This window comes from Variovorax sp. PEI5, from assembly GCF_056679935.1.
Genome location: NZ_JBWXPH010000003.1, coordinates 314,546 through 339,952, shown reverse-complemented (window position 1 = coordinate 339,952; position 25,407 = coordinate 314,546). Strand labels below are relative to the sequence as shown.

Below are 25,407 nucleotides of genomic sequence, written 5' to 3'. Positions count from 1 at the left end.
ATGACGCTCGGAACGGACCCGCGGCCCGTGGCGGCGACGGCGGCATCGGAGCTGGAGCGGGTGGACGCCCTGGCCGGGCATCGGCGGGTCGCGTGGGCGGGCCGCGACGTCGCCTGGCGGCGCTTCGGTGCCGGCCGGCCCCTGGTGCTGATCCATGGCGGCCACGGCAGCTGGGCGCACTGGATCCGCAATGTCGAGGCGCTGGCCCGGCAACGCGAGGTCTGGGTGCCCGACCTGCCCGGCTATGGCGATTCGGACGATGCGGCGCCGGACGACGGCCTGGCGGGCGTCGTGCGGCCCCTGGCGGCCACGCTCGACCAGCTGGTGGGTCCGCGCACCGCGGTCGACGTCGTCGGCTTCTCCTTCGGTGGCCTGGTCGCCGCGCACCTGGCGACCGCGCGCGCGGGGGTCGAACGGCTGGCCCTGCTGGGGCCGGGCGGCCACGGCGGCCGGCGCCGGCCGCGCGGCGCCCTGCGGGCCTGGAAGCCGGCGGCGGAATCCGGCGATGCCGCCGCGCTGGAGGCGGTCATGCGCCACAACCTGGCCATGCACATGCTCAGCGCCGAGCCGGCGGCGATCGACCCGCTCGCGCTGGCGCTCCACACGCAGGCCTGCCTGCGCACCCGCTTCCGCAGCAAGGAGATCTCGCGCGCCGGCGGCCTGCACGACGTGCTGGCCGGCCATCGCGGCGCGCTGCTGATGCTGTGGGGCGAGCACGACGTCACCGCCGACCCGGCCGCCCTGGCGGTCGCGCACGCGGCGCGCCCGGCGCCGGGCGCCCTGGAGATCGTGGCGGATGCCGGCCACTGGGTGCAATACGAACAGGCCGCGCGGGTCAACGAGCGCCTCGCCCACTGGCTGGCGCACGACCCGGCCTGACCCATCGCGGGGCGTCCCGCGCGCCATCGCCCTCCAACCGTCAACCCCATCACCCTCCAGCGATCCCATGCACGCCACCCAGACGCTCGCGCGCCACGCCCTCCGGCTCCAGTCGCAGCCGTTGCCCGACGAGGTCCTCCATCACGCCAAGCGCGCCGTCATCGACTGGTACGCCTCGCTGTTCCCCGGCCTCGCCGCCGATCCCGTGGCGCAGCTCGAGGCCGTGCTGGCCGAGGACCTGGACCACGGGCATGCGCGGCTGGCGCGCGGCCGGCCGGCGACCGCGCGCGCGGCGGCCCTGATCAACGGCACCGCCGCGCATGCCGCCGAGATCGACGACAGCTTCCGCGATGCCATGTACCACCCCGGCGCGGCCACCATCGCGGCGGCGCTGGCGGCGGCGCAGGACGTCGATGCCGACGGAGCGCGCTTCCTGCGCGCGGTCGTGCTCGGCTACGAGGTCTCGACCCGCATCGGCGTCGTCATGGGGCGTTCCCACTATCGCTTCTGGCACAGCACCGGCACGATCGGCACCTTCGGCGCGGCGGCGGCGGCCGGGGCCTTGCTGGGGCTGGACGAGGACGCTTTCGCGCATGCGCTGGCGACGTCGGCGACCTTCGCCGCCGGGCTGCAGCAGGCCTTCCGGATGGACTCGATGTCCAAGCCGCTGCATGCCGGACGGGCGGCCGAGGCCGGACTGGTCGCGGCCCGGCTGGCGCGGGAGGGCGTGACCGGCTCGCTCGACGTGCTCGATGGCGAGGGCGGGCTCGGCCGGGCGATGAGCGACGGCCCCGACTGGTCGTCGATCGATGCGACGTTGGGGCGGGACTTCCACGTCGCGCGCCTGACATTCAAGAACCACATCGGCTGCGGCCACACCTTCGCCGCCATCGACGGCGCGCTGGTGCTCAAGGAGCGGCATGGCCTGGCGGCCGGGGACATCGCCAGCGTCCACGTGGCGACCTATCGCCCGGCGCTCGACATCGCCTGCTACACGCGCCCGACCACGCCCAACGAGGCGCGCTTCAGCCTGACCTACGTGGTGGCGACGGCGCTGGCGCATGGCAGCGTGCGGCTCGCGGCCTACGAGCCCGCGCGGCTCGACGATCCCGCCACGCGCGCGCTGATGGAGCGCGTCGTCGTCGCCGTCGACCCGGCGCTCGATGCCGCCTTCCCCGGCCAGCGCGCCGCCCGCGTCGTCATCGAGACCCGCGACGGCCGGCGCCTCGAGCATCTGCAGACCCATCGCAAGGGCGATCCGGAGGAGCCCCTGAGCGATCTCGAACTGGAAGGCAAATTCCTCGAACTGGCCGGCCCGGTGCTCGGCGCCGGCGCCGCCGGGACCTTCATGCGGCGTCTCTGGAAGCTGGACGAGGCCGGGTCGCTGCGCTGAACGGCGGTCGCGTTTCAAGGGTGGATGTTGCTTTCAGTATGCATTCACAAATGAAACAAACTAAATTCCTTGAAAACAGTTGCAACTCATGAGGCGTGAAGTTAAATTTAATACTTAAGACTTCACAACAAATTCAGGACCTGGACGGCGCGAAAAGAGATAAATCCCGGTGTCGAGAGGTCGGGGCCGCGCCTGTGCGGTGCCCTGGTTCGAACCTCGCGCCCCTCCGTTTTCTGGTTCGATGAAAAGCACCTCATGACCGCCATCAGCCCGTCCGCCACGGCGCGACCGTCCCGGCAACGCTATCTCGTCATCGGCCGCGTGGGCAGCAAGTCGCTGCATCACGCCTGGGTCGAGGATCGCCAGTGCGTCAGGACCTGGGACCTCCAGCTCAACGCCTATGGCGACAAGGCGGATCGGATCGCCGATGCCGACCTGCCCACAGTGGTCGACCAGGGCACCAAGTGGGACAGCCTGGCGCGCCACTTCCGCGCCCACCCGGAGCTGCTCGACCACTACGACTACGTCATGCTGCCCGACGACGACCTGCTCATGACGGCGTCGGACATCAACCGCATCTTCGAGATCACGGCGGCCCACGACTTCACCCTGGCGCAGCCGGCCATGACGATGGACAGCTTCGTGTCCTATCCGGTGCTGATGCAGTGTCCGGGCTTCAAGCTGCGCTATGTCAACCATCTCGAATGCATGTCGCCGTGCATCAAGACGTCGTACATGAAGAAGCTGCTGCCGATCATCGAGAAGTACGTCTGCGGCTGGGGCGCCGACCACATCTGGGCGATGCTGATGGAGGAGCCCGCGTTCAAGGCGGCGGTGCTCGACGAGGTCACGATGAAGCACACCCGGGCGTTCTACACCGGCACCCTCTACGACAGCTTCGACAAGCAGGGCGTGAACCCGTTCGACGAGGTCAAGACGGTGACGGCGCTGTTCGAGAACTTCCCCAAGCGCACGGTGGTCTACGGCGGCATCGCGAGCAGCGGACGCCGCGTCGGCAACGTCGAGACGCAACTGCGCAACAGCGCCCACCTGATCACGACGGCGCACCGGACCAAGACGCCCTTCAAGATCCTGCGCAAGGGCGTGGGCCTGCTGATGCAGGCCTTCACCGAGGCCAGTTATCGCCCGGCGCAGCTGCGGCTCAATCCGATGGGTGTGCGCACGTTCAAGAGCGTCGACGCCAAGGCGATGGATTTCGCGACCTGAGACCTGGCCTCAGGGCCACGTCCGGCGCTCCAGCTCGGGCATGGTCCGCTCCGCCGTCCCGGCGTCGCCGAGGCCGGGGTCCGGCGGACGGGCGACCCAGGCCACCGCCGCCTCCACTTCCAGCAGCGCGGGCTCCAGCCGCTCCAGCAGGCGCGCGCCGTGGTGGGTCGGGAACACGCTGCGCGTGGTGCGCTCCAGCAACGTCAGGCCCATCTGGGATTCGAGCCGCCGTACCGCCTTGCTCACGGCCGAGGGGCTCAGGCCCCGGGCGCCCGCGATCGAGCGGAACGAACCCGCCCGGGCGACGGCGGCGAAGATGACGAGATCGTCGAGGCTGACGGTCATCGCGGCGCTGCGCCTGCCTGGCGCCGGGAGGCCGTCGCCGCGGCGTGGGAAGGGCGGACGGTGGCGGCGGGAGCCACCAGGATCGATGCGGAAAGGGTCTGGGTCACGGTCGTTTCACTGGGACGGGATCGGGAGGAGGCATCGCTCGACCCACGGGTCGACATCGAGCCAACCCGCGGCGGAGCCGGGGGTCGAAGCGTCGGAGGATGACGGGCGCGCGCGTCTCGAGGGATGCGGGCGCACGTCGCGTCTCCAGGCCACGCGGGCCGCGGACGCGGCTGCGCATGGCGCGAGGCGCCTGCCGATGCGTCATCGGATCAGCGCGTGGATCGGGGAGCGGGACCGGCGCCGGGCGGATGCCGGCGGGCTCGACTCGACAGGGGAGGCCGGTGGGACGGCCCGCGCGTCATGGGGGAGTGACCGAATGGAAGAAACCGCGTGGCAGGTTCTTGCCCCGGCCTGTCGCCGGTGCAGAAGCAGAGATGAAGCCACACGATTGCATGTCGCCATATTATTTTAATTAATGGCCAAGTTTTAAGCTCCGGCGAAGTTTTTGCGGCGCCCGGGGCCTGTTTCCCGCTGCCCGCCTCGGCGCTGCCCGGTCCCGGCGGCGCCTCCCGCCGCCACGAGCCACCCCACGCCGACCCGCCGCGCGACGGCAGTAAATAATGTGTGACAGGGTGGCAATGACGATGGATCAGGCATGAGGACAGGAATGGCGACAGGACAACGGACCGCGACCGAGGGGGTGGACAGCGATTCGCGCGAGGAAATACTGCAGGCGGCGGCGGAGTTGTTCATGGAGTTCGGCTACACCGCGACATCCATCGATGCCGTGGCCCAGCGGCTCGGCGCCACCAAGGGCCGCATCTACCACCACTACCGCAGCAAGGCCGATCTGTTCTTCGACGTGCAGATCGCGGCCATGACCCGGCTCAACGAGGCGGTCGAGCCGATCGCGCGCGGCGAGGGCGGGCCGATCGCGCGCCTGGCCGCGATGGCGCTGCGGCACACGCAGATCCTGCTGACCGAGTTGCCGATGCAGAAGGTCGCGGTGCAGGGACTGGAGCGCCATCTGCTGGCCTCGTCGGATGCGCGCCAGCTGCGCGCCGTGGTCAAGATGCGCGACCACTACGAGGACCTGTTCGTGGAGGTCATCGACGAGGGCATCCGCGCCGGCGTGTTCGTCGACCTGCCGCCCAAGCTGGCGACCAAGCCCTTCTTCGGCGCCATGAACTGGGCCACCGTCTGGTACAGCCAGCGGCGCCTGCAGAGCGCCGATGCGATCGACGACATCGCGCGCTCGCTCGCCGCCTTCGCCATGCGCGGCATCCTCAAGGACGTCGGCCACGAGGAAGCCCGCCGCACCGCGCTGCTGGGCGACCAGCGATCCTGACCGGCAGGCTCGCAAGGCCCAGGCATACCCTGGGGTATGTGGAGGTCGGACGTCGATCCCGCGATTCGAGGCCATCGAAAGCCGGTAAGGGAACCGACGGTTAACCCCGTTGACGCGCGACATACCACCAAGTATGTTCATCCTCGTGCCAACACGAGGAGACATGATCGATGGCTACGCAACGCTGGAAACGCCGGCCCGAGGGATCGAACTGGGGCGACTTCGGCCCCGACGACCAGATCGGGCGCATGAATCTCCTGACGCCGCAGACGCGGCTGCGGGCCATCCGCGAGGTCGAGCACGGCGTCGCCTTCTGTCTGAGCCTGCCGCTCGACTATCCCGGCGGCAACACGCTGTTCCAGCATCGCAAGGCGCCCAGGTTCGTCTACGAGAAGCGTGGCGAGGGCTTCAACTTCAACTACCGGCTGTCGAACCTGGACGATCGCTTCTGCGACGTGGTCTCGGACGACGCGGTGCTGATGTTCCTGCAGTACTCGACGCAGTGGGATGGCTTCGGCCACGTCGGCCAGATGTTCGATGCCGATGGCGACGGGCGGCTCGAGAAGGTCTACTACAACGGCTATCGCGCGGGCATCGAGCTGATCGGCCCGGACGAGTCCGATCGCGGCTGGGGCGCGCGCTCGATCGGCATCGAGAACCTGGCCACCGCCGGCGTGCAGGGGCGCGGCGTGCTGGTCGACCTGGAGCGCCTGCATGGCCGCGAGCGCGTGCTGGTCGGCTACGACGGCCTGATGGCGGCCCTCGACGCCCAGGGCGCCCGGGTCGAGGCGGGCGACTTCCTGTGCCTCTACACCGGCTTCGCCGACCTCGTGCTGGAGATGCGCAAGAACCCCGATGGCGCGGTGCTGGCCCGCTCCTGCGCCGTGCTCGACGGCCGCGACGAACGCCTGCTGCAGTGGATCACCGACTCCGGCATCGTCGCGATCTGCGCCGACAACTTCGCGGTCGAGGCCTATCCGGCCGCGCCGGGCGCCACCGGGTCCTATCCGGGGCTGCCGCTGCACGCGCACTGCCTGTTCAAGCTGGGGCTGCACCTGGGCGAGCTGTGGCATTTCGCCGAACTGGCGCAGTGGCTGCGCGCGCATGGCAGGTCCAGCTTCCTGCTGACGGCGCCGCCGCTGCGCCTGCCCGGTGCCGTCGGCTCGCCGGCGACACCGGTCGCGACCGTCTGAGTCCCGGCCCGCGCCGGCCGCCCGTTCCCACCGACGACAACCCGGAGAGCCGAGACATGATGCGAATCCGACTGAGACTGCTGGCCGCCATCGCCGCGCTGGCCCTGCCGCTGGCGCACCCGGCGGCCTTCGCGCAGGCCGCCGAGGCCGCCTGGCCGACCAAGCCCATGACACTGGTCGTGCCCTTTCCGCCCGGCGGCGCCAGCGACGTCGTCGGGCGACTGCTGGCGCAGCGGCTGACGGAGTCGCTGGGCGTGCCGGTGGTGATCGAGAACAAGGCCGGCGCCGCCACCGCGATCGGCGCGACCCACGTCGCCCGCGCGCCGAAGGACGGCTACACGCTGCTGCTGTCCTCGGGCAGCACCTTCACGGTGACGCCCAACCTCAACGACAAGCTGCCCTACCGGCTGGAGGACTTCGAGCCGGTGGCGCCGGTCGCCACGGTGCCCTTCGCGTTCGTGGTGAAGAAGGACTTCCCGGCCGCCACGCTGCCGGAGTTCGTGGCCTACGCCAAGGCGAATCCCGGGCGCATCAACAACGCGACCAACGGCCAGGGCAGCATGGTCCATCTGCTGGGCGAACTGGTGGCCAGCGGACTGGACGTCAAGCTGACCCAGGTGCACTACAAGGGCGCGGCGCCGGCCATGATGGACATGATCGGCGGTGTGGTCGACTCCAACGTCGAAGCGCTGACCAATGTCGTGCCCAACGTCGCCGCCGGCCAGTACCGCGCGCTGGCGGTGCTGAGCGCCGAGCGCATGCCGCTGCTGCCCGACACGCCGACCTTCCGCGAGCTCGGCTATCCCTCGGTGGTCGGCGAGACCTGGTATGGCGTCTTCGCGCCGGCCGGCACGCCCGCGCCGGTGGTCCAGCGCCTGAGCACCGCGCTGCGGGCCATCACGACGTCGCCCAGCTATGTCGAGGCGATGCGCAAGGTCGGCAACGAGGCCAAGTCCGGCACGCCGGCCGAGCTGCTGCGCACGACGCGCGAGCAGAGCCGGCTGTGGGCCGGACTCATCAAGCGGCTGGACATCCGGGCCGAGTGACCGGCGGGACCCGGCGCGCGGGCAGGTAGCCTCGCGCGCTCATCGCCTCCAGGTGCTCGACGATGCATTCCTCGGAGTCGATGCAGGCGCCGAAGCCGGCCTGGCGCAGCTTGATGGTCGAGACCAGCGGCGGCACGGCGAGCGGCCGCGAGGCCGCCCAGGTCGCTTCGGCATATTGCCAGGACAGCCCGATCAGGGCGCCCAGGTCGGCCACGCGTAGACCTTCGCGCTCGGCCAGGGTCCTCCACGACGCGGCCTGCGCCGGCATGGCGTCGCGCAGCCGCTGGCGCGCCGGCGCGCCGAGCGGCATGTCGAAGTGGTCGGCCAGGCGCTTGAACAGCTCGGCCCAGACCACCACGTCGCCGTTGGCGATGTTGAAGGCTTCCCCATGCGCCCGCGGCGCGTCCCAGGCCCACTCGATGGCCTGGGCGATCAGCCGGGCATCGGTGCATTCGGTCAGCAGGTCGATGGAGCCGGGATAGACCAGCGGCAGGCCCCGCTCGCGGGCCAGCAGCGCATAGGCCGCGAGCGTCGCCACCGGGTTCATGGCGCTGCCCACCGCGACCCCGAGCACGATCTGGGGCCGGAAGATGGTCCAGTCGAAACCCGTGGCGGCGCCGCGTGCGGCCACCAGGTCCTGCTGGTCGAAGTAGAAGTTGGCGTGATCGCGGACCGCGTCGGTCTCGCGCGCGGGCACGCGCATCGCGCGACCGGTGTGGACGCCATAGGCCTTGGTGCCCTGCAGCAGGGTCACGTGCGCTAGCGGCGCCCCGGCCAGGGCATCGAGCGTGTGGCGCAGCATCGCCGTGTTGAGGTCGACATTGGCCTGCGCGCGCCAGCCTTCGAGCAGGTCGGCCTGCTCGTGCAGCGCGGCGTAGACCAGGTGCGTGACATCGGGGTGGGCGGCGAGCGCCGCGCGGGTCGCCGCCGCGTCGCGCAGGTCGACCGAGATCCAGGTCGCCTGCGGCGCGAAGTCGCTGGCGCGGCGCGCCAGCGCGATCACCGTGGCATCGGCGCGGGCGGCGAAGCGCTCCACGACCGCCCGGCCGACCACGCCCAGCGCCCCGGCCACCAGGATCGTGCGGCGCGCGCTGCTCATGGGCGCGCCGCGTCGGTGACCAGCACGACCTTGCCGCGCACCTGGCGATCCATCAGTGCCTGCAGCGCATCGGCGGCGCGTTCGAGCGGATAGCGCGCCGAGACGTGCGGCCGGAGCTCGCCGGCGGCGGCCCAGCGTCCCAGCTCCGCCAGGTTCTCCCGGTTGCGCTCGGGTTCGTTGCGCGTGAAGCCGCCCCAGAACACGCCGACCACGGCGCAGCCCTTGAGCAGCGGCAGGTTCAGCGGCAGGCTCGGGATCGCGCCGGCGGCGAATCCCACCACCAGGAAGCGGCCGTTCCAGGCCATGCCGCGCAGCGCCGGCTCGCTGTAGTCGCCGCCCACCGGGTCGTAGACCACGTCGACGCCGCGCCCCTCGGTCAGTTCCTTGATGCGGGCGCGCAGGTCCTCGCGGGCATAGTCGATCACCTCGTCGGCGCCATGCGCGCGGCAGACCGCGAGCTTGTCCGGGCTGGACGCCGCCGCGATCACGCGTGCCCCCAGCAGCTTGCCCAGCTCGACCGCCGACAGCCCGACGCCACCGGCCGCGCCCAGCACCAGCAGGGTCTCGCCGGGCTGGAGCCGCGCGCGATCCTTCAGCGCGTGGTGCGAGGTGCCATAGGTCAGCACGAAGGCCGCGGCGGATTCGAAGTCCATGCCCTCGGGCATCGGGATCGTCCGGCTCGCCTCCGCCACCACCTCCTCGGCATAGCCGCCATGGGTGGTCGCGGCGATCACGCGGTCGCCGATGCGCAACCCGGTCACGCCCTCGCCCAGTTCCTTGACCACGCCCGCGACCTCGCCGCCCGGCGAGAACGGGAAGTCGGGCTTGAACTGGTAGCGACCCTGGATGATGAGCGTGTCCGGGAAGTTGACGCCGCAGGCGCGCGTGGCGATGACGATCCGTCCGGCGCCGGGCCGGGGGGAGGGCACGTCCTCCACGCGCAGCACGGACGGCGGTCCGAACGCGCGGCACAGCACGGCCTTCATGCGACGGCCCCCAGGCCGATCGCGCCCGCGTCCGCGAGTCGTTCGATCGCCGCGTCGTCGAGCGCGAGCACCTCGCGCAGTACCTCGGCCGTGTGCTGCCCGAGCAGCGGCGGCGCGCGCTGGTAGTCGATCGGCGTGGCGGAGAAGTTCAGCGGATTGGCGACCACCGACAGGGGGCCCGACAGCGGATGCTCGACCTCGCGCACCAGGTGGCGATGCCGGATCTGCGGGTCCTCGAAGACCTGCCGGAAGTCGTTGATCGGCCCGGCCGGCACCTGGGCCTCGCGCAGCAAGGGCATCCAGTGCGCGATCGGCCGCTCGCGCAGGATCGCCGCGATCTGCGGCACCAGCTGCTCGCGCTGCTCGACGCGCTGCGGCGTCGTCAGGAAGCGCGGGTCGCTCGCCAGGTCGGGCCGCTCGAGCACGGCGCAGAGCCGGCGGTACTGCGCGTCGTTGCCCACCGCGATCATGATCGGCCCGTCCGCGCATTCGAAGTCCTGGTAGGGACAGGTCAGCTGCGAGCGGATGCCCGAGCGCTTCGGCAGCTCGCCGCCCACCAGGTAGCCCATGGCCATCGACGACACGGCCGCCACCTGGGCATCGAGCAGCGACAGGTCGATGTGCTGGCCGACGCCGGAGACGGCGTCGCGGTGGTGCAGCGCGGCCAGGATGCCGATGGTGGCGTAGAAGCCGGCGGTGGTGTCGGCGATCGGGTAGCCGGCGCGCTGCGGTCCGGCGCCGGGCTGGCCGTCGGGCACGCCGGTCAGGCTCATCACCCCGCTCATCGACTGGAAGATCAGGTCGTAGCCGGGCAGGTGGCTGTAGGGACCGGTCTGGCCGAAGCCCGTGATCGAGCAATACACCAGCTTCGGATTCAGGTGCACGAGCGACTTGTGGTCGAGCCCGTAGCGCGCCAGGTCGCCGCTCTTGAAGTTCTCGACCAGCACGTCCGAGGCGGCGGCCAGCCGGCGGATCAGGGCCTGTCCGCCGGGCGTCGCCATGTCGATGGCGACCGAGCGCTTGCCGCGATTGAGCGCCAGGAAGGTGGAGCGCTCGCCGGTCTCGCGCCCCTCGCGGTCCTTCAGCGGCACGCCCTGCTGGCGCACGTCGTCGCCGCCGCCGGGGCGCTCGACCTTGATGACGTCGGCGCCGAGATCGGCCAGCATCTGCGTGCTCCAGGGACCCGACAGGACGCGGCTGAGGTCCAGCACGCGGATCTTCGACAGCAATGCGCTCATGGCAACCTTCGAGGAGGGAGGGAGGAGGGAGGAAGGATCGGGACGGGCCCGCCGGGCGCCCGGCGGTTCAGCGCCCGCGCCAGACCGGCGGACGCTTCTCGGCGAACGCGGCCGAACCCTCGCGCGCATCGTCGGAGCCGAAGATGTGCTCGGTCAGCGCCGCCTGGCGCGCCCACATCTCCTCGATCGGCCAGTCGCGCGACTCCTGCACCACGCGCTTGCTGGCCGCGACCGACAGCGGCCCGTTGGCGGCGATGACCCGGGCCAGCCGATGCGCCTCCTCGACCGCCTGGCCGGGCGCGGCGAGCCGGTTCACCAGGCCGAGGGCATGGGCGCGCGTCGCCGGGAACATCTCGCCGGTCAGGGCCAGTTCGAGCGCGACTCGATGCGGCAGCTGGCGCGGCAATCGCAGCAGGCCGCCCGCCGTCGCGGCCAGGCCGCGCTTGACCTCCGGGATGCCGAACTGCGCGTCCTCGGCGGCCACGATGAGGTCGCAGGCCAGGACCAGCTCGAAGCCGCCCGCCAGCGCATAGCCCTCGACCGCCGCGATCAGCGTCTTGCGCGGTGGCTTCGTCGTCAGGCCGCCGAAGCCTCGGCCCTCGATGCTCGGCCGCTCACCACGCAGGAAGCCCTTGAGGTCCATGCCGGCGCAGAAATGGCCGCCCGCGCCGGTCAGGATGCCGACGCGCAGTTCGTCGTCGTCGTCCAGGCGGTCGAGCGCCGCCGCGATCGCCCGGGCGGCCGCGAGCGTCATCGCATTGCGGGCCCGGGGCCGGTCGATGGTGATGGTCAGCACGCCCTCGCGGACGCTGGTGAGGATCTCCTCGGTCATGGGACTGGTCCTATCCACGGCATGAACATACCGGTAAGTATCGTGCGACATGGCGCAAGGGCACCAGTGATTTCCCTGCATTCAATGGGTAGGGAAAGCGCTATGCCAATCTTCTTCGGCTTTCGTTGACCCAAAAACATACCTGATGGTATGTTCGTATCCGGCGCCTCGATGGCGTTCGCAAGGAGACACCATTGAAGGCCCTGTCCCGCTTTCTCGCGATCCTGCTCATGGCGTGCGTGCTGCCAGCCACGACCTGGGCGCAGGCCCCGAGCCAGGCGCCGATCAAGGTCGGCGTGATCCTGCCGCTGTCGGGTGGCGCCGGGCCGCAGGGTCAGCGCGTGAGCCAGGCCGTGCAGGTGATGGCGGCGCTGATCAACGAGGGCGGCGGCGTGCTGGGCCGGCCGCTCGAACTGCTGCTGCGCGACGACGAGTCGACCCCGGCGGTGGGCGTGTCGCGCGCCAACGACCTGATCGCGCAGGGCGTCTCGGTGATCCTGGAGGGCTGGAGCAGCCCGGTCGCGCTGGCGATGCAGCCGGTCATCGCGCGCGCCGGCGTGCTCGACATCACGCTCTTCGCCAGCGCCGACGCCGTGCTCTCCGGCGAGGGCAATCCGCTGGCGATCCGGCTGAATGCCTCCAACGCCCAGGGTGGCGCGGCGGTCGCGCGTGTCATCGCCGAGACCCTGAAGGCCCGCCGCATCGCCTTCCTGACCGAGAACGATGCCTACGGGGTCGGCACCCAGTCGGCCATCGAGGCCGAACTCCAGCGGCTCGGCCACGCCTACGAACGCGTCGCCGAGGAGAAGTTTCCCTTCGCCCAGGCCGATTTCCGGATCGCGCTGACCAACGTGCGCGCCGCCCATCCCGATGTCACGGTGGCCATCAACGCCAACGAGGGCCTGGGCATGCCGGCCATCCTGCGCCAGTTCCGCCAGGGCCGGGTGCCCGGCGAGCTGCTGGCCGCGCTCGGCACGGTGGCGCCGAGCGTGATCGCGGTCGCCGGCGAGGCGGCCAATGGTGTCTCCGGGGTCGACATCTACTTCCCCGATGTCGAGCCCTTCGCCTCGGAGCCGGCGAACCGGCGTTTCGTCGAGCGCACGCGCGCCATGTTCAGGACCACGCCCGACAAGTTCATGGCGGTCGGCGCGGCCGCCCTGCAGATCTGGGCCCTGGCCGCCAACGAAGGCCGGACGCTGGAGCGCGAGGCGGTGGCCCGCCGCATCCGCGGCGGCGCGTTCAAGGGCACGGTGTTCGGCGACATCGCCTTCGCGCCGAACGGGCAGCTCGACCTGAAGGCCCATCCGTTCCAGGTCGCCGACGGCCGCATCGTCGTGCGCAGGTAGCAGGGCCCGCGTCCCCCTCGGCGCGGCGTCGACAAGCAACAGGAGACAAGCAGCATGAACCAGCATCGAAGAACCCTCGTCGCGGCCGGCCTCGGGCTCGGCATCGGCCTGTGCGGCCTGGTGCGCGCCCAGGCGCCGGCCCAGGCGACCGTCAAGGTCGGCACCATCTTCCCGCTCTCCGGCGGCGCCGGGCCGCAGGGCCAGCACGTGACGCAGGCGATCCAGGCCATGGCGTCGGTGATCAACGACGCCGGCGGCGTGATGGGGCGCCGCATCGAGCTGCTCTCGCGCGACGACGAGTCGACCCCGGCCATCGGCGTCTCGCGCGCCACCGAACTCGTGAGCGCGGGCGTCTCGGTGATCATCGAAGGCTGGAACAGCCCGGTCACGCTGGCCATGCAGCCGGTGATCGCGCGCGCCGGCGTGCTCGACCTGACCGCCATCTCCAAGGCCGACCCCATCCTCTCGGGCGATGCCAATCCGCTGGCGGCGCGCCTCAACAGCTCCAACTCCCAGGACGGCGCGGTCATCGCCAACTACATCGCCACCGTGGCCAAGGCCCGGCGCGTGGCCTTCCTGACCGAGAACGATGCCTATGGCAACGGCGCGCAGGAGTCGATCGAGGGCGAGCTGAAGAAGCTCGGCCACGCCTACGAGAAGGTGGCGGAGGAGAAATTCCCGTTCACCCAGGCCGACTTCCGGGTCGCGCTGACCAACGTGCGCGCCGCCAACCCGGACGTGACGATCGCCATCAACGCCAACGAGGGCCTGGGCATGCCCGCGATCATCCGCCAGGCCCGGCAGTCGCGCCTGCCCGGCACGCTGGTGGCGGCGGTCGGCACAGTCGCGCCGAGCGTGCTGGATGTCGCCGGCGAGGCCGCCAACGGCCTGGTCGGCGCCGACATCTACTTCCCGAATGTCGAGCCCTTCGCCTCCAACGCGGCGAACCAGCGTTTCGTGGCCCGCACGCAGGAACTGTTCAAGTACACCCCCGACAAGTTCATGGCGCTGGGCGCGACCGCCCTGCAGGTGTGGGCGCTGGCGGCCAACGAACTGCGCACGCTGGAGCGCGAGCCGATCGCCCGGCGCATCCGCGGCGGCGCCTTCAAGGACACGGTGATGGGCGACATCACCTTCGCAGCCAACGGCCAGCTGCTCTCCCGGCACTATCTGTTCACCGTGCAGGATCGCAAGATCGCGGTCACGCGCTGAGGGGCCGGCATGGACACCGCGACGATCTCCTCCACGGCCGCCGGCCCGGCCCGCGCCGGGGCGATGGCGGCGCCGGCCCGCATCGGCGCCCCGCCCGCGCTGCGCGTGGAAGGCCTGGGCGTGCGCTATGGCGCACTGGTCGCGCTCGAGGGCGTCACCTGGGAAGTGCGTGCCGGCGAGCTGCTGGGCATCATCGGCCCGAACGGCGCCGGCAAGAGCTCCTGCTACGACGCCGTCACCGCCATGGTGCGGCGCTCCGGCCGCGTGCACCTGGGCGAGCGCGACGTGACCGGGGTGCCGCCCCATGGACTGGCGGCGCTCGGACTCAAGCGCGCCTTCCAGCAGAACGCCTTCTTCGACGACCTCAGCGTGCTCGACAACTTCGTCGCGGTGCTCGGCGAGCACGCCTATGCCGGACTCCTGGCCAGCGCGCTCAATCCGTTCTCGGCGGCGCGCCGGCGTGCGCTCGCGCGCGAGCTGGCGGCGGTCCAGCTGGCGCGCTTCGGCATCCCGGCGTCCTACCACGCGCAGAGCCCGAAGGAGATCCCCTATGGCGTCCAGCGCATGCTGTCGATCGCCCTGGCCTATGGGCGCGGGGCCGATGTGCTGCTGCTCGACGAACCCGCCGCCGGCCTGGGTGGCGAGGACATGGACGCGCTGGTGCGATTGCTGGCCGCACTCAAGCGCGAGGGCGTCGCGCTGGTCGTCATCGAGCACCACATGGAACTCATCATGGCCGTGGCCGACCGCATCTGCGTGCTCGACCTCGGCCGCCAGCTGGCCTATGGCGCGCCGGCGGAGATCCAGCGCGATCCCCGGGTGCGCGAAGCCTACCTGGGGAAGCCGCAATGACCGCCGACGGGCTGCGCACCGACGCCGTGCTGCGGGTGCGCGACCTGCGGGTGGCGTATGCCGGCAACCAGGCCGTCGCCGTCGATGCGCTGGACGTGGCGCCAGGGGAGATCGTCGGCGTCATCGGCGCCAACGGCGCGGGCAAGTCGACGCTCGTCAACGCGCTGGCGGGCTGGTCGCGCGGCGCGCCGCGCGTGGCCGGCGACATCGCGCTCGACGGCCGGCGCATCGACGACCGGCCGACGCACGAGCGCGTGCGCGCCGGACTGCTGCTGGTGCCCGAGGGCCGGCTGGTGTTCTCGCGCATGACGGTGGAGGACAACCTCTCGACCGCCTTCGCCCCGCTGGCGGCGCCCGGGCGGCGCGTCTATGCGCGCGAGGAGATCTACCAGCTGTTCCCGCGCCTGCGCGAGCGCAGCGGCCACCTCGGCGCCCAGCTCTCGGGTGGCGAGCGCCAGATGCTGGGCATCGGCCGCGCGCTCATGCTGGGGCCGAAGCTGCTGCTGCTCGACGAACCCTCGATTGGCCTGGCGCCGATGCTGGTGTCGCAGGTGCTGCAGACCATGCGCGCGCTGGCGCGCTCGGGTCTGTCGATCCTGCTGGTCGAGCAGAACGTGCGCGCGGCGATGGAGGTGGTCGACCGCCTGCTGGTGCTCGAACGCGGGCGCGTGACGCTCGAGGGACCGGCCGGCGCGCTGCGCGACGACCCGCGCATCGCGCGCGCCTACCTGGGAGCGCATGCCGCATGAACCTCGCGCAACAACTCGTCAACGGCATCGTGCTCGGCCATGCCTACGCGCTGGTGGCCATCGGCTGGACCGTGCTGCTGGGCGTGGCCCGGCTGGTGAACTTCGGCCACGGCCAGCTCTACATGCTCGGCGCCTTCGTCACCTGGTGGGCCGTGACGCGGGCCGGCGTGCCCTACGGCCTGGCCTTGCCACTGGCGATGGCGGTCGGCGCCGCCTTCGGCCTGTTGATGCAGCGCATCATGCTGCGCGCCACCTTCGAGCAGAACCTGGTGTCGATCATGATCATGACGCTCGGCTTCGGCTATGTGCTCCATGGCGCGGCGGCGCTGGTGTTCGGCTCGACCGGGCAGATCCTGGAGACCGCGCTGTCCACGCGCGACATCGACCTCGGCCCGCTGTGGCTGACCTGGCAGGACGCGGCGATCGTCGTGGCGACGGTGGCGGTGTTCCTGGCGCTGGGCTGGACGCTCGAGCGCACGCGCGTCGGCCGCCTGGTGCGCATGGTGGCCGAGGATCCGCAGCTCGCGCAGCTCGCGGGCATCGACGTGCGGCGGGTGTACTACGGCGTCTTCGCCTTCGAGGGCGCGGCCGTGGCTTTCGCCGCCGGCATGGTCGCGCCGCGCACGCCGATCCTCACCTCGATGGGCTTCGAGGAGGTCATCATGACCTTCGTCGTGGTGGTGGTGGGCGGCATCGGCAGCGTCAGGGGCAGCTACTTCGCCGGTGTCGGGCTGGGCATCTTCACGGCATTGTTCGGCGCGCTGGTCTCGCCGGCCTACACCACGGCGGCGGCCTTCCTCATGCTGATCGCGCTGCTGGTGCTGCGCCCCGGCGGCCTGAGCACCGGCGCGGCCGGGGGAGCGCACTGATGGCGCGCCCGTCCGTGCGCCGCGCCGCGCTGCCCCTGGTGGGCGTCGCGGTCTGGTTCGCCCCCGCGCTGGCCGGCGGCGGCGCCTCGGTCTACAGCGCGGCCGTGCTGATCGCGATCCTGGCCGTGATGGCCTACGGGCTCGACGTCATCGTCTCCGACCTGGGCGAGGTGAGCCTGGGCCACACGGTGTTCTTCGCCGCCGGCGCCTATGCCACCGCGCTGCTGTCGACACGCGCCGGCTGGAGCTCGTGGGCGACCCTGGGGGCGTCGATCGCGGTCGCGCTGCTGTTCGCGCTGGTGATCGGCCTGGTCACGCTGCGCCTGCGCGAGTTCGTGTTCTCGCTCGTCACCTACGCGGTGGCGGTGGTGGCGATGTCGCTGGCGGCGAACTGGTCGTTCCTGGGCGGCTCCGACGGCGTGCGCGGCCTGCCGATGCTGGACCTGTCGTTCGCCGGCCTGACGCTCACGGCGCGCAGCGATCGCGAGCTCTGGCCCTATGCCTTCGTGCTGCTGGTGGTCGCCATCTACCTGGTCGACCGCTTCCGCAACTCGCGACTGGGCGCCGCGGCGATCATGACGCACCTCAACCCGCGCCTGGCCACCATCGGCGGCATCGATCCGGCGCGCGTGCGGCTCGAGGTGTTCCTGTTCTCCGCTCCGATCACCGCCACCGCCGGCTGGCTCTACGCCTACCAGCGCGCCTACGTCAGCGCCGACATCCTGGAGAACTACTTCCTCATCCTGATGCTGACGGCGGTGATCCTGGTCGGGCGCCGGCAACTGCTCGGGCCGCTGCTGGCGACCGCGCTGGTGCTGGTGCAGGAGAAGTTCTTCTCGCTCGGCGGCTATGTCGACAAGATCATCCTCGGCAGCGTGCTGGTGCTGGTCCTCGCCTTCTTCCCGCAGGGCCTCATGGGGCTCGTGCGTCCGCTCGCGCGCCTGGCGCGCGGGACGGCGCGGCGCGCGGGCGCCGCCCAACCACCCGCAACGACATTGATGGAGAAAACCAAGTGACCGTACTCTGGCAACCGACCCTCGACGAATCCGCCGCCCGCTGGCAGGCCCTGGCCGAGCGCCTCGGCCGCGAACGCTTCGCGCCCCTGGCCCCGGAGCTCGACCGCGACCAGCGCTATCCCTGGGAGACCATCGAGGCGCTGGTCGAGCATCGCTTCGTCGGCCTGTTCCTGCCGCGCCAGTGGGGCGGCGAGGGCGCCAGCCTGGTCGCCACGGTGGCGGCGGTGGAGACGCTGGGCACGCACTGCGCCTCGACCGCGGCGATCATGTGCGCCTACCAGCTCGGCGCCTTCCCGATCCTGCTGGCCGGCACCGATGCCCAGAAGGACTTCTACCTGCGCGAGATGACGCAGGGCCGGGCCACCAGCTTCGCGCTGTCCGAGCGCATCGCCGGCTCGGACGCGGCGGCGATCGAGGCGACGGCGGTGCGCGAGGGCGACGGCTGGCGCCTGCGCGGCGAGAAGTACTGGATCGGCAACGGCGGCGCCTCGCGCTACTACGTGGTCTTCGCCAAGACCGATCCGGCGCAGGCCGGCCGCGGCATCTCGGCCTTCATGGTCGACAAGGAGCAGCCGGGCGCGGTGGTGGACGAGCTGTCGGACAAGATGGGCATCCGCGGCACGCAGACCTCCAACCTGAAGGTCGACCTGGTGGTGCCCGACAGCGCGCGCATCGGCGAGCTGCATCGCGCGCTGCGACTGGCGCTGCAGACGCTCAACGTCGGCCGCATCATGGTCTCGGCCCAGTCGATGGGGCTGGCCATCGCGGCCTATCGCGAGGCCGCCCGCCGCGCCGTCGAGCGGCGCACCTTCGGCCAGCCGATCGGCGAGAACCAGGGCATCGGCTTCATGCTGGCCGACATGGCGACCCGGATCTCGGCGGCCCGCATGATGCTCTACGAGGCCGCGCGCGCCTACGACCGGGGCGACGACGTCTCCAACCTCGGCGCCATGGCCAAGCTCTTCACGTCGGAGGTGGCGCACCAGGCGGCGGACGACGCGGTGCAGATCTGGGGCGGGCTCGGCTACTGCAAGCCGACCGTCGTCGAGCGCCTCTACCGCGACCAGCGCATCCTGGAGATCTACGAGGGCTCCTCCGAGATCCAGCGGCTGGTGCTGTCGCGCGCCATCCGCAAGGAGGCGGAGACACCGGCGGCATGAGGCCGGACGCGGGCCCGGACACGGAGGGCGACGACGGTGGCCGGCCCCACGAAGCGGGCGCCCTCGTCCGGGGCCGGGGCCGGGTCCACGCCCGGCGACGCCTCGCGCGAGGAGATCCTGCGGGCGGCGGCCGAGCTGTTCATGGCAGCGGGCTATGCCGCCACCTCGATCGATGCCGTGGCCCGGCGCCTGGGTGCGACCAAGGGCCGCATCTACCACCACTACCGCAGCAAGTCCGACCTCTACCTCGAGGTCCAGCTGGCGGCGATGCGCCGCCTGGACGATGCCGTCGGGGCGATCGCGCGCGGACCGGGCCGGCCCGAGGAACGGCTCGCGGCCATGGCGTTGCGCCACGTCCGCATCCTGCTGACCGAGCTGCCGATGCAGAAGGTCGCGGTGCAGGGGCTCGGCCGGCGCCTGGCGGACACGCCATCGTCCGCCCGGCGACTGCGTCTGGTGCTGCGCATGCGCGACGATTACGAGCGGCTGTTCGGCGAGGTGATCGACCAGGGCGTGCGCTCGGGCGCGTTCGTCGACCTGCCGCCCCGGCTCGCCACCAAACCCTTCTTCGGGGCGCTGAACTGGACCACCGTCTGGTATGGCCAGCGGCGCCTGCAGCGCCCCGAGGCCGTCGACTACATCGCCCACGCGCTCGCGGACTTCGCGATGCGCGGCATTCTGAAGGACATCCAGCATGAACCAGCCAGCCAGCCAACCCTTCTCCGAGACCCACTGGGATGAGGCCGAGACCTGGTCGCGCGACCGGATCGAGCAGTTCCAGCTCGATGCCCTGCGCCGCCAGCTGCGGCGCGTCGGCGAGACCAGCAACCACTACCGGCGGGTGTTCGCCGAGGCCGGCTTCGAGCCCGGCGACCTGCGCAGCCTGGCCGACCTGCGGCGCCTGCCGTTCACGCGCAAGGCCGACTATGTGAAGGGGCTGGCGGCCGAGCCGCCCTTCGGCAGCCTGGCGGCGGTGCGGCCGGGCGAGGCGGTGCGGGTGCATTTCTCCTCCGGCACCACGGCGCGGCCGGCGCCGGTGCTGTGGACCGAGGCCGACATCGCCCGCTGGGCCGACCTCTATGCCCGCTACCTGTACGCGCAGGGCCTGCGGCGCGGCGACGTCTTCCAGTGCATGTTCAACTACGCCTGGTTCGTCGGCGGATTGGGCGCCACGCTGGCGGCGCAGCGCCTGGGCGCATTGGTGATCCCGGCCTCGTCGGGCGACACCCAGCGGCAGATCGAGACCATCTTCGAATATGGCAGCCGCTGCGTGATCGGCACGCCGTCGTTCATGGCGCACATGGCCGAGGCGGCCGAGAAGATGGGCCGTGACCTGAGCGCCTCGACGGTGCGGATGGTGTGCGTCGGCGGCGAGCCCGGCGCCAGCATCCCCGGCACGCGCGAGCGCATCGAGCGCCAGTGGGGCGCGCGGATGTTCGACTGCTACGGCGCGCTGGAATGCCAGCCGATCGGCTGGGACACCGCCGCGCAGCTCGGCCCGACCCTGGCGGAGGACTTCATCTACGTCGAGATCGTGGATCCCGACAGCGGCGAGCCCGTGGCCGACGGCGAGCGCGGCGTGCTGGTGCTGACGCACCTGGACAAGCAGGCCTGCCCGCTGGTGCGCTGGTGGACCGGCGACATGGTCGTGCGCGACAGCCGACCGGCGCCGGACGGCCGCACGCACGCGCGGCTGTCGGGCGGCGTGCTCGGCCGCGCCGACGACATGCTGATCGTGCGCGGCGTCAATCTCTTTCCCTCGGCGGTGGAGGACGTGGTGCGCGCCTTCCCGGGCCTGTCCAACGAATACCTGATCGTGCTGGACGACAGCGTCAAGGACCCGCTGACGGGCTTCCTCACCGGCGTGCGGCTGCGGGTCGAGCGCGAGGGCGATGCCGGGCCCGACCTCGCCGAGCGGTTGTCGCACCGGCTGCGCGAGAAGCTGCAGGTCCGCTTCCACGTCGAGGTGGTCGAGGCCGGCACGCTGCCGCGCACGGTGCACAAGGCCACGCGGGTGCTGCGTGCCTGAGGCCGCCGGCGGTCCGCCGCGCACGCTCGCGGGCAAGCGCGTCGTCGACCTGTCGCAGTTCATCGCCGGTCCGACGGCGGCGCAGTACCTGGCCGACTATGGCGCCGAGGTGACCAAGATCGAGTCGCCGCAGGGCGACCGGGCCCGCACGCTGCCGGGCAACGCCTTCGGCAGCTACTACGCGCGCAGCTTCAACACCGGCAAGTCCAGCCGCGTGCTGGACCTGCACGCACCGGGCGACCGGGCGGCGCTGGACGCGCTGCTGACCGATGCCCACGCGCTGGTGTGCAACCTGGCGCCGGCCTCGCTCGCCGGCCTCGGCCTGGACGCGGCGACCCTGCGCACGCGCTTCCCGCACCTGGTCGTCACGTTGATCTCGGGTCATGGCCAGCAGGATCCGCGGCCCTGCATGGACACCATCGCGCAATGCGAGTCGGGTTTCGCGCGGCTCAATGCCGACGAGGATGGCACGCCCCGGCTGTCCTCGGGCTGGCCGGTGGACATGTTCTGTGGCCTGCATGCCGGCTTCGCCACCGCGATGGCCTTGCTGGCGCCGGGCGGGCGCGGCTGCGTGGTCGATCTGTCGATGATGGAGGTCGCGATGGCGACCATGATCGGCCCGGCCGTGCTGACCCTGGCCGAGGGCGGCGAGCTGGCGCCGCCGCGCGGCAACCGCGACCGCGCCTCGGCGCCGTCGAGCATCTATCGCTGCGCCGACGGCCATGTCTACATCCTGGGCGGCCTGGATGCCTACTGGGAGCGGCTGCGGCCCCTGGTCGGTGGCGAGACCGCGCCCATCGACGAACGCATCGCGCGCGCCGCGCACTTCGACGCCGTGGTCGAGGCCTGGACCGTCGCGCAGCCGAAGGCGGCGGTGCTCGCGCGCATGCGCTCGCTGCAGATCCCGGCCGGCCATGTCGACGACCCCGCCACCGCCATCGAGCGGGTGCGCGCGGCCCGGCCCGGGGCGGTCTCGCGGCGCCTGCCCTCGGGCGAGCACGTCCCGGCCTTCCCGCTGCTGTTCGACGGCAGGCGGCCCGTGCGCGACGCGAGCCCCGCCATCGGCGATGCGCGGCGCCCGGACTGAGCGCGGCGTCATAGACGACCACCCCCCGACCACCCCACCGACCCCCCCACCGACCCAGCCCCCGAGGTCCCTCCCGATGAACAGTCCCTTCCGTCCCGACATCGATCCCGGCGCCAGCGTCGCCGCCACCGGCGCCGCGCCGGCCTCCGCCGCCCGGGCCATCCACGTGCTGGCGCCCGATGTCCACGCCGGCCGCAGCGCCTTCGTCAGCGGCGCCGGCTCGGGCATCGGCCGGGGCATCGCATTGCGCCTGCTGGCGCTCGGCATGGATGTCTTCGGGACCGGGCGGCGCGCCGAGGCGCTGCAGGAGACCGCCGCCCTGGCGGACCCGCTGGCCGGCACGTTCCGCTTCGAGACCTGCAACGTGCGCGACACGCCGGCCATCGAGGCGCTGGTGCGCCGGGCGGGCGAGGCGCATGGCATCGACCTGCTGGTGAACAACGCCGGCGGCCAGTTCTTCTCGCCCGCGACGCTCATCAACCGCAAGGGCTGGGACGCGGTGATCGACGTCAACCTGTCGGCCGTCTTCACCGTCACCCGGGCCGCCCATCCCTACCTGAAGGCGCGCCAGGGCACGGTGGTCAACATCTCGTTGTCCGGCGTCGATCGCGGCTCGATGGGGATCGCCCACTCGATCGCCGCGCGCGCCGGCGTGCTCGGCCTGACGCGCACGCTGGCGCTGGAATGGGCCCGGGACCGGATCGCGCTCAACTGCATCGGCCCCGGCGCCGTGCTGACCGAAGGCCTGTCCGGCGAGGCCGCCAAGCCGATGCTCGACCGGCTGGTCGAGGCGACGCCGATGGGGCGGGCCACCAGCGTCGAGGAGGTGGCCGAGCTGGTCGCCTTCCTGGCCACGCCGGCGGCGCACCTGATGTCGGGGCAGCTGATCCAGATCGACGGCGCGGCCCACCTCGGGTCCGGCCTGCACATGCTGGCGGGCTGAGCCCCTCGCTCATTCGGCCTTGATGCCCTTCTCCCGGATCAGGTCGCCCCAGAGCCGGTATTCGGAGCGCGTCTCGGCGCGCAGCGCGGCCGGGTCGTCCTGGCCCAGGGGCACCAGCGCCAGGGCCTTGAGTCTGGCGTTGAAGGCGGGCTCGGCCAGGATCTCGGCGGTGGCGCCGTTGAGCACCCGGACCGCCGCGTCGGGCACCCCCGCGCCGGTGAACAGCCGATACCAGCCGCGGCCGAAGCGCTGGCCCGGCGCGAACATCGGCGGCACGTCCGGCATGCCCGGCCAGGGCTGGTCGTCGGCCACGCCCAGGGCCCGCAGCCGGCCGTCCCGGATGTAGGGCAGCGAGGTCGCCATGGCGTCGAGCATGGTCTGGACCCGGCCGGAGACCAGGTCGACCAGGGCCGGCGAGGTGCCCTTGTAGGGCACGGTCACCATCCGCACGCCATGCGCCTCCTGGAACTGGGTGCCGATCAGGTGCGTGATGCCGCCCTGGCTGGGCGTGGCGTAGTTGACCTCGCCCGGATGGGCCTTCATGTGGGCGACCAGTTCGGGCAACGTCCTCTGCGGCAGCTTCTGCGGCGTCACCAGCACGAACACGATGCCGGTGAGCGAGGCCACGGGCCGGAGTTCGGCCAGCACGTCGACCGGGCTGGCGTTCTGCAGCTGCGGCGAGATCAGCAGGGTGTTGGTGACCAGCAGCAGCGTGTGGCCGTCGGCGGGCGCCTTGGCCACCTGCGCGGCCGCCAGCAGCGTGCCGGCGCCGGGCTTGTTCTCGATGATCACCGGCTGGCCGAGCCGCTCCTGCAGCTTCTGGCCGAAGTCGCGCGCCAGCATGTCGGCGCCGCCGCCCGGCGGATAGGCGACCACGATGCGCAGCGGCCTGGTCGGGAAATCCTGCGCGGCGGCGCCGAGCGCGAACCCCCCCAGCGCCAGGGCGCAGAGCAGGCGGCGGCGGGCGAGCGGCAGGCGGAGGACGGCGCGCGGGACGGATCGCATGGAGTGGCCTTTCAGGGAAGGAGGCGGGCAGGGGTGGAGCGCTGGTCGGATGCCGGGGCGGAGCGCCCGATCTCCCGCGCGTCGATCCGGCGCTGGCGCCGCTGCCATTGGGCGAGGGTCCAGAAGCAGGTGTCCATGGAACGGAACAGCGCCACGTGCGGCGCCGCCGCCGCCTCGGCATAGCCGGGGCCGCCCATCCACTGCGTGAGCCAGACGTCGCAGGCGATCTTTCCGCAGCGCCCGGCCGCCTCGTCGAGCGTGGCGATGCGCGGCGTGGCGGCGTCGTAGGCCTGGATCTGCGGCATGACGACGGTGTCGAAGGCGTCGTCCGCCATCACGGCGCCGACGCAGGCGGTGAACAGGGACGGATCGCTGACGACCTGGGCCGTGGTGTCGTAGGGATTGAGTGGATAGCCGAAGGCCGGGATCGCCTCGGCCAGCAGGCGTCCGGTCGCCGGATCGACCGCCTGCGGCAGCGCGACATCGTGCGCGCCCGCCGCGTCGGCGGCGATGATGCAGGCGCCGCCGGAGGTGCTGAGCACGGCCGCGCCGCGCCCGCCGGCGCGGGGCGCCTTGGCGAAGAAGGCGGCGACCTCCATCACGCGGTCGAACTGCTCGACCTCGATGGCGCCGCAGCGCTCGAACAGCGCGCGCCAGTCGTCGTGCGAACCGGCGACGGAGGCGGTGTGGCGCCAGGCGGCCAGCGCGCCGCGCGGCGTGCGGCCGAGCTTGTGCACCACCAGTGGCTTGCCGGCCGCCAGCGCCGCCAGCGCCGCCGCCTCGACCCGCGCCGGATGCTCGTGGCCCTCGAGCACGCAGACGATCGCATGGCAGGCCGGCTCGCCGGCCAAGTAGCTCACGCAGTCGGCGACGTCGACATCGACCATGTTGCCGCAGGCCAGCGCGTGGCTGACCGGCGTGCCCACGCTGGCGCCCTGCGCGATGGCCATGGCCAGGGCGCCGGACTGGCTGGCGATGCCGATGGCGCCCGGGCCCGGCCGGCAGGACGGGAAGGCCGAGAACGACAGGTGGACGTCCGCCACGTAGTTGGCGAAGCCGATGCAGTTGGGGCCCAGCAATCGGGTCGACGTGCCGCGCACCAGCGCGGCCAGCGCGCGCTGCTGGTCGAGTCGTTCGTCCAGGTCGGTCTCGGCATAGCCGGAGGCGAACACCAGCACGCCCGGCACCCGCGCCGCCACGCATTGCGCCACCAGCGGCTCGACCTTCTCGCGCGGCACCGCGATCACCGCGCAGTCCGGCACCTCGGGCAGCGCGGCCACCTCCGGGTGGCAGGGGTCGTCGCCCAGCCGCCCGTACTGCGGATTGACGAGGTGGACCGGGCCGGCGAAATGCGCCCGCAGGTTCCTCAGCGTGCGCTCGCCGAACGAGCCCGGCCGGCCGGAGGCGCCGATGATGGCCACGCTGCACGGCGCCAGCAGGGGGTGCAATTGGGCGTGGGAATACACGGTGTCGCGCGAGGACTGCATGGTGGCTGGTCTCCTGGG

24 protein-coding genes are annotated in these 25,407 nt (G+C 71.9%); 17 read left to right on the top strand and 7 right to left on the bottom strand.

Annotation, left to right across the window (positions count from 1 at the left end):
• From AC1MLT_RS21025 to AC1MLT_RS21015, 3 genes are all read left to right on the top strand, one after another.
• On the top strand, positions 1-879 hold the full coding sequence (locus AC1MLT_RS21025) for an alpha/beta fold hydrolase (protein ID WP_481036230.1): 879 nt from the start codon (positions 1-3) through the stop codon (positions 877-879).
• A gap of 67 nt (positions 880-946) precedes the next feature.
• Positions 947-2,272 (top strand): MmgE/PrpD family protein, encoded by a 1,326-nt coding sequence (locus AC1MLT_RS21020; RefSeq protein ID WP_481036229.1) that lies wholly within the window; start codon positions 947-949, stop codon positions 2,270-2,272.
• A 255-nt stretch (positions 2,273-2,527) separates the two neighbouring features.
• The gene (locus tag AC1MLT_RS21015) at positions 2,528-3,499 is read left to right on the top strand and encodes a DUF707 domain-containing protein (protein ID WP_481036228.1); all 972 of its coding nucleotides are present in this window, start codon (positions 2,528-2,530) and stop codon (positions 3,497-3,499) included.
• A gap of 9 nt (positions 3,500-3,508) precedes the next feature.
• Here the strand turns inward: AC1MLT_RS21015 and AC1MLT_RS21010 are convergent, their stop codons facing one another.
• On the bottom strand, positions 3,509-3,844 hold the full coding sequence (locus AC1MLT_RS21010; RefSeq protein WP_481036227.1) for a LysR family transcriptional regulator: 336 nt from the start codon (positions 3,842-3,844) through the stop codon (positions 3,509-3,511).
• A gap of 715 nt (positions 3,845-4,559) precedes the next feature.
• Between AC1MLT_RS21010 and AC1MLT_RS21005 the strand changes: the two genes are divergently transcribed.
• From AC1MLT_RS21005 to AC1MLT_RS20995, 3 genes are all read left to right on the top strand, one after another.
• Positions 4,560-5,240 carry a TetR-type transcription factor C-terminal domain-containing protein gene (locus tag AC1MLT_RS21005; protein ID WP_481036225.1) on the top strand — a complete coding sequence of 227 codons (681 nt, stop codon included), beginning with the start codon at positions 4,560-4,562 and terminating at the stop codon, positions 5,238-5,240.
• Between the two features lie 170 nt (positions 5,241-5,410).
• On the top strand, positions 5,411-6,433 hold the full coding sequence (locus tag AC1MLT_RS21000; RefSeq protein WP_481036224.1) for a cyclase family protein: 1,023 nt from the start codon (positions 5,411-5,413) through the stop codon (positions 6,431-6,433).
• 56 nt (positions 6,434-6,489) lie between these two features.
• On the top strand, positions 6,490-7,479 hold the full coding sequence (locus AC1MLT_RS20995; RefSeq protein WP_481036223.1) for a Bug family tripartite tricarboxylate transporter substrate binding protein: 990 nt from the start codon (positions 6,490-6,492) through the stop codon (positions 7,477-7,479).
• Here the strand turns inward: AC1MLT_RS20995 and AC1MLT_RS20990 are convergent.
• From AC1MLT_RS20990 to AC1MLT_RS20975, 4 genes are all read right to left on the bottom strand, one after another.
• Positions 7,451-8,578: an NAD-dependent epimerase/dehydratase family protein gene (locus tag AC1MLT_RS20990; protein ID WP_481036222.1), complete on the bottom strand. Its 1,128-nt coding sequence runs from the start codon at positions 8,576-8,578 to the stop codon at positions 7,451-7,453. The two genes, AC1MLT_RS20995 and AC1MLT_RS20990, sit on opposite strands and share 29 nt — an antisense overlap.
• The gene (locus AC1MLT_RS20985; protein WP_481036221.1) at positions 8,575-9,564 is read right to left on the bottom strand and encodes an NADPH:quinone oxidoreductase family protein; all 990 of its coding nucleotides are present in this window, start codon (positions 9,562-9,564) and stop codon (positions 8,575-8,577) included. The genes AC1MLT_RS20990 and AC1MLT_RS20985 overlap by 4 nt, the downstream gene beginning before the upstream one ends.
• On the bottom strand, positions 9,561-10,802 hold the full coding sequence (locus tag AC1MLT_RS20980) for a CaiB/BaiF CoA transferase family protein (protein ID WP_481036220.1): 1,242 nt from the start codon (positions 10,800-10,802) through the stop codon (positions 9,561-9,563). The genes AC1MLT_RS20985 and AC1MLT_RS20980 overlap by 4 nt, the downstream gene beginning before the upstream one ends.
• 67 nt (positions 10,803-10,869) lie before the next feature.
• The gene (locus AC1MLT_RS20975; RefSeq protein ID WP_481036219.1) at positions 10,870-11,634 is read right to left on the bottom strand and encodes a crotonase/enoyl-CoA hydratase family protein; all 765 of its coding nucleotides are present in this window, start codon (positions 11,632-11,634) and stop codon (positions 10,870-10,872) included.
• A 194-nt stretch (positions 11,635-11,828) separates the two neighbouring features.
• Between AC1MLT_RS20975 and AC1MLT_RS20970 the strand changes: the two genes are divergently transcribed.
• From AC1MLT_RS20970 to AC1MLT_RS20920, 11 genes are all read left to right on the top strand, one after another.
• Positions 11,829-12,980, top strand: coding sequence for an ABC transporter substrate-binding protein (locus tag AC1MLT_RS20970; RefSeq protein WP_481036218.1), 1,152 nt, complete (start codon positions 11,829-11,831; stop codon positions 12,978-12,980).
• Positions 12,981-13,034: 54 nt separating this feature from the next.
• Positions 13,035-14,192 (top strand): ABC transporter substrate-binding protein, encoded by a 1,158-nt coding sequence (locus AC1MLT_RS20965; protein WP_481036216.1) that lies wholly within the window; start codon positions 13,035-13,037, stop codon positions 14,190-14,192.
• Positions 14,193-14,255: 63 nt separating this feature from the next.
• On the top strand, positions 14,256-15,044 hold the full coding sequence (locus AC1MLT_RS20960) for an ABC transporter ATP-binding protein (RefSeq protein WP_481036430.1): 789 nt from the start codon (positions 14,256-14,258) through the stop codon (positions 15,042-15,044).
• The gene (locus tag AC1MLT_RS20955; RefSeq protein ID WP_481036215.1) at positions 15,041-15,793 is read left to right on the top strand and encodes an ABC transporter ATP-binding protein; all 753 of its coding nucleotides are present in this window, start codon (positions 15,041-15,043) and stop codon (positions 15,791-15,793) included. Before AC1MLT_RS20960 ends, AC1MLT_RS20955 begins: the two co-directional genes overlap by 4 nt.
• A complete protein-coding gene (locus AC1MLT_RS20950) occupies positions 15,790-16,662 on the top strand; it encodes a branched-chain amino acid ABC transporter permease (protein ID WP_481036213.1) in 873 nt (290 codons plus the stop codon). Before AC1MLT_RS20955 ends, AC1MLT_RS20950 begins: the two co-directional genes overlap by 4 nt.
• Positions 16,662-17,678, top strand: a complete 1,017-nt coding sequence (locus AC1MLT_RS20945) for a branched-chain amino acid ABC transporter permease (protein WP_481036212.1) — start codon at positions 16,662-16,664, stop codon at positions 17,676-17,678. Before AC1MLT_RS20950 ends, AC1MLT_RS20945 begins: the two co-directional genes overlap by 1 nt.
• Positions 17,675-18,838 (top strand): acyl-CoA dehydrogenase family protein, encoded by a 1,164-nt coding sequence (locus AC1MLT_RS20940; protein WP_481036211.1) that lies wholly within the window; start codon positions 17,675-17,677, stop codon positions 18,836-18,838. Before AC1MLT_RS20945 ends, AC1MLT_RS20940 begins: the two co-directional genes overlap by 4 nt.
• A 36-nt stretch (positions 18,839-18,874) precedes the next feature.
• Positions 18,875-19,579, top strand: coding sequence for a TetR-type transcription factor C-terminal domain-containing protein (locus AC1MLT_RS20935; RefSeq protein WP_481036209.1), 705 nt, complete (start codon positions 18,875-18,877; stop codon positions 19,577-19,579).
• On the top strand, positions 19,533-20,867 hold the full coding sequence (locus AC1MLT_RS20930) for a phenylacetate--CoA ligase family protein (protein WP_481036207.1): 1,335 nt from the start codon (positions 19,533-19,535) through the stop codon (positions 20,865-20,867). Before AC1MLT_RS20935 ends, AC1MLT_RS20930 begins: the two co-directional genes overlap by 47 nt.
• Positions 20,860-21,954, top strand: a complete 1,095-nt coding sequence (locus tag AC1MLT_RS20925; RefSeq protein WP_481036205.1) for a CoA transferase — start codon at positions 20,860-20,862, stop codon at positions 21,952-21,954. Before AC1MLT_RS20930 ends, AC1MLT_RS20925 begins: the two co-directional genes overlap by 8 nt.
• 76 nt (positions 21,955-22,030) lie before the next feature.
• The gene (locus tag AC1MLT_RS20920; protein ID WP_481036204.1) at positions 22,031-22,897 is read left to right on the top strand and encodes an SDR family NAD(P)-dependent oxidoreductase; all 867 of its coding nucleotides are present in this window, start codon (positions 22,031-22,033) and stop codon (positions 22,895-22,897) included.
• Positions 22,898-22,906: 9 nt separating this feature from the next.
• Here the strand turns inward: AC1MLT_RS20920 and AC1MLT_RS20915 are convergent, their stop codons facing one another.
• Together AC1MLT_RS20915 and AC1MLT_RS20910 are read right to left on the bottom strand one after the other, a co-directional pair.
• Positions 22,907-23,902, bottom strand: a complete 996-nt coding sequence (locus AC1MLT_RS20915; protein WP_481036203.1) for a Bug family tripartite tricarboxylate transporter substrate binding protein — start codon at positions 23,900-23,902, stop codon at positions 22,907-22,909.
• Positions 23,903-23,913: 11 nt separating this feature from the next.
• The gene (locus AC1MLT_RS20910) at positions 23,914-25,389 is read right to left on the bottom strand and encodes a CoA-binding protein (RefSeq protein WP_481036202.1); all 1,476 of its coding nucleotides are present in this window, start codon (positions 25,387-25,389) and stop codon (positions 23,914-23,916) included.
• Positions 25,390-25,407 lie beyond the last annotated feature (18 nt).

Coding starts and splice junctions, on each gene's coding strand:
- AC1MLT_RS20915 (WP_481036203.1), bottom strand. CDS start 23,902: ATGCGATCCGTCCCGCGCGCCGTCCTCCGCCTGCCGCTCGCCCGCCGC.
- AC1MLT_RS21025 (WP_481036230.1), top strand. CDS start 1: ATGACGCTCGGAACGGACCCGCGGCCCGTGGCGGCGACGGCGGCATCG.
- AC1MLT_RS20910 (WP_481036202.1), bottom strand. CDS start 25,389: ATGCAGTCCTCGCGCGACACCGTGTATTCCCACGCCCAATTGCACCCC.
- AC1MLT_RS20995 (WP_481036223.1), top strand. CDS start 6,490: ATGATGCGAATCCGACTGAGACTGCTGGCCGCCATCGCCGCGCTGGCC.
- AC1MLT_RS20975 (WP_481036219.1), bottom strand. CDS start 11,634: ATGACCGAGGAGATCCTCACCAGCGTCCGCGAGGGCGTGCTGACCATC.
- AC1MLT_RS21000 (WP_481036224.1), top strand. CDS start 5,411: ATGGCTACGCAACGCTGGAAACGCCGGCCCGAGGGATCGAACTGGGGC.
- AC1MLT_RS20990 (WP_481036222.1), bottom strand. CDS start 8,578: ATGAGCAGCGCGCGCCGCACGATCCTGGTGGCCGGGGCGCTGGGCGTG.
- AC1MLT_RS21010 (WP_481036227.1), bottom strand. CDS start 3,844: ATGACCGTCAGCCTCGACGATCTCGTCATCTTCGCCGCCGTCGCCCGG.
- AC1MLT_RS20930 (WP_481036207.1), top strand. CDS start 19,533: ATGAACCAGCCAGCCAGCCAACCCTTCTCCGAGACCCACTGGGATGAG.
- AC1MLT_RS20965 (WP_481036216.1), top strand. CDS start 13,035: ATGAACCAGCATCGAAGAACCCTCGTCGCGGCCGGCCTCGGGCTCGGC.
- AC1MLT_RS21015 (WP_481036228.1), top strand. CDS start 2,528: ATGACCGCCATCAGCCCGTCCGCCACGGCGCGACCGTCCCGGCAACGC.
- AC1MLT_RS20945 (WP_481036212.1), top strand. CDS start 16,662: ATGGCGCGCCCGTCCGTGCGCCGCGCCGCGCTGCCCCTGGTGGGCGTC.
- AC1MLT_RS20960 (WP_481036430.1), top strand. CDS start 14,256: ATGGCGGCGCCGGCCCGCATCGGCGCCCCGCCCGCGCTGCGCGTGGAA.
- AC1MLT_RS20920 (WP_481036204.1), top strand. CDS start 22,031: ATGAACAGTCCCTTCCGTCCCGACATCGATCCCGGCGCCAGCGTCGCC.
- AC1MLT_RS20980 (WP_481036220.1), bottom strand. CDS start 10,802: ATGAGCGCATTGCTGTCGAAGATCCGCGTGCTGGACCTCAGCCGCGTC.
- AC1MLT_RS20955 (WP_481036215.1), top strand. CDS start 15,041: ATGACCGCCGACGGGCTGCGCACCGACGCCGTGCTGCGGGTGCGCGAC.
- AC1MLT_RS21020 (WP_481036229.1), top strand. CDS start 947: ATGCACGCCACCCAGACGCTCGCGCGCCACGCCCTCCGGCTCCAGTCG.
- AC1MLT_RS20985 (WP_481036221.1), bottom strand. CDS start 9,564: ATGAAGGCCGTGCTGTGCCGCGCGTTCGGACCGCCGTCCGTGCTGCGC.
- AC1MLT_RS21005 (WP_481036225.1), top strand. CDS start 4,560: ATGGCGACAGGACAACGGACCGCGACCGAGGGGGTGGACAGCGATTCG.
- AC1MLT_RS20950 (WP_481036213.1), top strand. CDS start 15,790: ATGAACCTCGCGCAACAACTCGTCAACGGCATCGTGCTCGGCCATGCC.